Genomic DNA, 5190 nt, shown 5'->3' on the forward strand with positions numbered 1-5190 from the left:
CCTACGGGGTGAAACGTCCCCCGTTCCCGTTCGCTCCAACTGGGGAACGCAGTATTGCCCGCGCCTATGCGAAGGCCTTCGCCCGCGCCCGGTCGCTGATCTACATCGAGGACCAGTACCTGTGGTCAACAGAGGTCGCGGGCGGAATCGCTGACGCCCTCGAACGGAATCCCAAATTGAGGGTGATTGCCGTTGTGCCCCGTTACCCCGACTCTGATGGGCCTCTCGCAGGACCGACGAGCCGGATCGGGCAACTGCGTGCCCTCAGAATGCTGCACCGCGTCGCGCCCGACAGGGTCGGCGTGTTTGACCTGGAGAACCGCTCTGGAACTCCGATCTACGTCCACGCCAAGATCTGCATCATCGACGACACCTGGTTTACCTGCGGCTCAGACAACTTCAACCGCCGATCCTGGACTACCGACAGCGAGCTCACCTGCGCCGTATTCGACACGACTGCCGACAACCGGGACGCGCCCGCCACGGACAATAGCCACGACACTTCCCGGCCGTTGGCCCACGTGCTCCGGCTCCAACTCTGGGCCGAACACCTGGGCCTAGACCAGAACAATCCCCAGCTCCACGACCCGGCGGCCGGGCTCGAGCTTTGGAACTCCACCGCAGATGCTCTCGACCGCTGGCATGAAACTGGCCGCCGCTCCCCCCGACCCGCCGGACACGTGCGCCGCCACACTCCCCAGCCAGTGTCACCCCGCCAACGTCTCTGGGCAGATCCGTTGAGCCGCCTTGTCATGGACCCGGACGGTCGCCCCCACCGGCTGCGCGGCACTACCCGGTTCTAGGCAAGCAAGTCTGGTGCAAGGGCTGCGCGGACCTCCGACTGCCAAACACGGCCACTCGTGAGTTTCCAGCGTCGTCCGGGCGATGACTGTGGATGGTCTTTCAACCCGGCACCACTGAACCTAGTGCTCCCCCCGCGCACTGAACGGAAACCGGGGCAAAGTCATTGCAATCGATGGGAGCTTCTTCCTGCCCGCGAGAGGCCGATTTCGCGGTTCCGGAGGCTTTGCTTTCCGTGCCGGTGGCGATACCGCCGATAGCCTGGAACAGGCTGGGTCGTGCTCCGACCTTGGCCTCGACGGAATGAAGGTGCAGGGCGAAAATGAAGCGGAGTGCAACTCCTCGATGCTCTGCAGGTTCTCCTCATAGCCCTAGTCTGACGGCTGGTGTTACGCCAAGCTGCCGCGACCCCGACGGCGTCGGACAGTTCCGACACAGCCTCTTCGACAATCTCTATGCTGCGGTGACGGGCCCCCCGAACGGCCTCGGCATAATGAGGGTCGCTGCCTGCCGGATCCGCGGCGGGTGGTTGACGGACCCCGCGGCCCGGTGCAAGGTAATTGGCGGGAACACTTGGCCACAGGAAGCTTTCGTCGGACACTGACTAGTGACAAGACGTCGGCGTAAAGGCAGTGAGCGAAATGTCGGACCAGGACGATCAAGGTGTTGCCATCACAGGTAATCTGAATCAGAAATCCGATCCCGCACAGAAATCGGTACCAGTAACCAAAATGGTCTGGCTGGTTCTAGCCGGAATCGCTGCAGTCGTGATCCCAATCTTTGCCTTCGGCCGGGAGTTGATCGCAGACTGGAATACCACGGAGAGCAGCGTCGGCTCACTAAGCGCCACTGCAGGTAAAAACTTGAATTCTCTTGGCAGCTACGCGGTGCCAGTCGATGCGCCGTTCGACAGCTTTCCAACCCGTCTGGTTCCTTCCCCGGACGGGCGGTATTTCGTTTGCAGCGAAGAACAGCACACGTGGTTGTCACGCTATGGCAGGCTGTTCGTGGACAGTGTCATCGTTGACCTCAGTAACACCGCTCAAGTGGGCGCCCCTATCACGGTGCGAGACTTCACCATGCACGGGAAAACTGCAGCAGCTCAAGTGCCCCTTTTCCCTGTAATCTGTATCACTCCTACAGGTGGGGCCATCGATGCAGACACCGGCACACTTCAAGCTGACGGAACGTCAACAGCCACATTCTCTGACGCCAGAGCAGACTCTCAGGACCGGAATATCGTGCCTAAGTCCCCTGCAGCATACAATCTTCCGCCGGGCGAATCCGCCATCCTTTTTCTGAGGTTGCAGGTACCCCGGGACTTCGAGGGAAGCTTGGCAGCGACCGTGAGTAGCGGTGGCAAGGACAAGACGATCACTATCCCGGTGGACGGAAGTAGCGATCCCATCCTCGTTCCTGATTTCAGCAGGGTGAGCGGCTTTAAGCTACTGGTGGGTCAGGCTTGGGGAGACGAAGAAGCGAAAGCAGGGGTACTCGCCTGCTTTCAAGGAGAGGAGAGCCATCCGTGCTCGAGAGAATTCGTGGTAGAGCGTCTGAAGGACTTCAAACGCTGATTGGCCCACGAGATCCGAGTCCTCGGGAGCCCGCCGGCGCCTTCAATCCAAGGCACATGCCCACGACTTATGGGGCGGAGTTCCGCCGGGATGTTATTGATGTGGCCCGCAAGGGCGAGGCGCCGCTGGCGCAGATTGCGAAGGATTTCGGGCTTTGGGTCACGACGCTGAAGCGCTGGATCGCCATCGCCGAGCGTTAGGATTCCGGGGGCCGGCCCGGCAGCGGCGGAGTCGGCCGCCCCCCGAGCAGGGCACTACGGCGGGCGAGAACAGGGGCCAGCGCTTGTGCAGGGACTACGGCATCTGGTCGGTGTTCTCAAGGAAACGGGGTCTGAACCGGAAGCAGGCATCACGGTTCCGAACATAGCCGCCGTAACGGGCGTGACCGAAAGCACACCAGCCTCCTTGGGGTACACGCTTCTTAGAACGCGCGACATCAAAAAGTCTGTTGATCAGTACCTGACTTCCTTACGGGATTGGGGCTGGATCCGGGTGGCATCCGCGCCGTCGGCGTTGATCGCGGCCCGGAGACCTCTCTGGGCCGGTTCGAATTCGAACTAGTAATATCCCGACCGCCGTCCGAGACTGGAGTCGGAAGCGAGGGCAAGAAATGACGAGCCGGTATGACGTGGCCGTGGTGGGTGCGGGCAGTGCAGGCTGCGTGTTGGCTTCGCGGCTCAGCGAGGACGCCGACCGCGAGGTGGTGCTGTTCGAAGCGGGGCCGGACTACCCGTCGCCGAGGCTTCCGGCTGACCTCGCGGACGGCATCCATGGCACCAGCACGGCTTCGCACGACTGGGGGCTTCATGGGACGGGTGTCGCCGACGGACCTCCGTTGGACCTTCCACAAGGGCGGGTGACCGGGGGCTCGTCGGCCGTCAACGCCACCTTCGCCCTGCGCGGGCATCCGGCCGATTACGACGGCTGGGCATTGCCGGGATGGACGTTCGCCGACGTGCTGCCGTCTTTCCGACGCCTTGAGCATGACCTGGACTTCGGTTCGTCGCCCTATCACGGGACGGACGGGCCGGTACCGATCCGCCGCTATCGGGGGGACGAACGGTCCGAGCTCACGCTCGCCATGGAGGACGCCATCGCGGACGTGGGGATCCCGCGAATTCCAGACCACAACGCCCCGGGGGCCGTCGGCCTGTCAGCGATACCAGTCAACTGTGTGCGAGGCCTTCGGGTCAGCACCGCTCGAGCCTATCTGGATCCCATCCGCTCCCGGCCCAACCTGACGATCCGCGCGACCTGTCCGATCGCCGAGGTCGTGTTACGTCGCGGGCGTGCAATAGGTGTCCGGTCCTCCGACGGCGAGATCGTCGCGGCCGATGAGGTGATTGTCTGCGCTGGCGCCTACCACTCGCCCGCGCTGCTCATCCGGTCTGGCATCGGCCCCGCCGCGGACGTAGCCGCATTGGGCAGTCCCGTCACGATGGACCTGCCCGGTGTGGGGACGAATCTCGCCGACCACCCCTGGGTGGCAATCGACCTGCCGTGTCTCCAACCGCTGGGAGACCCTCCGCTCTTCCAGGTGATGGCGACAGCCCGGAGCAGCCGGAGATCCGCTTCGGATCCCCCGGATCTCCAGCTCATGGTGTGCGGACCGTACCGGCTCGGGGACGGGTACCGCTGCTTGCTCGCCGCAGCCTTGCTGAAGCCGGCGTCGCGCGGTGAGGTGCGGCTGCTCACACTCGACCCGAACACCGCACCGGCCATCGACCTCGGGTACTTCCGCAATCCGGTGGACATCGACCGATTGGTGGAGGGCCTGCAGCTCGCGGACGCTGCCGTGGCTCACCCTCACCTGACCCAGATCACTCGCGGTTCCCGGCTCGCTCCCCAGCCGGAACTGGTCGCTGACGCCGTCGCCGTTCGCGCCTGGATCAAGGCCACGGCCACGACTTACCACCACCCCGTGGGCACCTGTGCGATGGGAACGGACCCTCGGGCCGGCGCCGTGGTCGACACCTCGGGACGGGTGTACGGAGTGCCGGGCCTCTCGGTAGTCGACGCCTCGATCCTCCCTGAACCGCCGTCGGCTAACACCAACATCCCCACGATCATGGTCGCCGAGCACATCGCGACCCGGCGTCGCGGGGTCGGGGCGGGACTCTGAGGCAGCTAGGAGGTATGCCACGTTGGTCGGCATGGTCTCGGCCCGCCGTCGGGAAAGCGACCGAAAGCAGGCCGCCACGGCTTCGACCATTTCTGTTGGACGGAGGACGGATAGTCAATGCCGGGATTGATCCGCGTCGCGTCTCGAAATTGGCGTTCCCCAACGGGGAATTGATGGGATCGCCGGATTCTTTGGTGTGTCCTGCGGCCTCTTCCTATGTTGCGATCGGGTGGGGCCCGACCGCGGTCGCCACCCCAAGCTGCTATTTGGCACGCCTGTTGTCGGCTATTTCGAGTCCGGTGTAGCGGGGCTCTTATCCCTCGCTGCCACAGACCTGACGCGTATCCCGTCGCCAGACCCTGTGCAGTGGGATGATGTTGAGCCCTGCCACGAAGTTAGGCGGCATCTCCCCGTGGCCGCCCGACAGCAGAGGGGCCCTGCACGTTTAGTTTCGACGTTCAGGGCCCCAAACTGACAGCCGAAGGACTCGTCCCGACTGTGAGACCCAAGGGCACTTGGCGAAAAGCGCCAGATGCGGACCACCGTGATTCCGCGGTTTTGGTGGACTACTGCCAATGTCGGCTGACTGACCTAGTTGGCGAAATTGTCCGCGGTGGACATCGCCGGTCCCGGCTTAGGCAATGTAAGTATCACCGGGCATCAAAGCTGTGGCCGGCGCCGCACACCAGGGTG

The 5190-nt window shown here is 63.7% G+C and carries 3 protein-coding genes and 1 pseudogene; all 4 read left to right on the forward strand.

Annotated features, from left to right (window positions below):
• The coding region (locus tag LQV16_RS22745) for a phospholipase D-like domain-containing protein (protein ID WP_229996108.1) at positions 1-803 on the forward strand (803 nt) is incomplete at its 5' end.
• A 639-nt stretch (positions 804-1442) separates the two neighbouring features.
• Positions 1443-2375: a hypothetical protein gene (locus LQV16_RS22750; RefSeq protein WP_229996109.1), complete on the forward strand. Its 933-nt coding sequence runs from the start codon at positions 1443-1445 to the stop codon at positions 2373-2375.
• 56 nt (positions 2376-2431) lie between these two features.
• Positions 2432-2718, forward strand: a pseudogene (locus LQV16_RS22755) (hypothetical protein); the annotation flags it as partial.
• 267 nt (positions 2719-2985) lie between these two features.
• Positions 2986-4497: a GMC oxidoreductase gene (locus LQV16_RS22760; protein ID WP_229996110.1), complete on the forward strand. Its 1512-nt coding sequence runs from the start codon at positions 2986-2988 to the stop codon at positions 4495-4497.
• The last annotated feature ends 693 nt before the right edge of the window (positions 4498-5190 follow it).

Source organism: Arthrobacter sp. Bi26 (assembly GCF_918697925.1).
Taxonomy (GTDB): domain Bacteria; phylum Actinomycetota; class Actinomycetes; order Actinomycetales; family Micrococcaceae; genus Arthrobacter.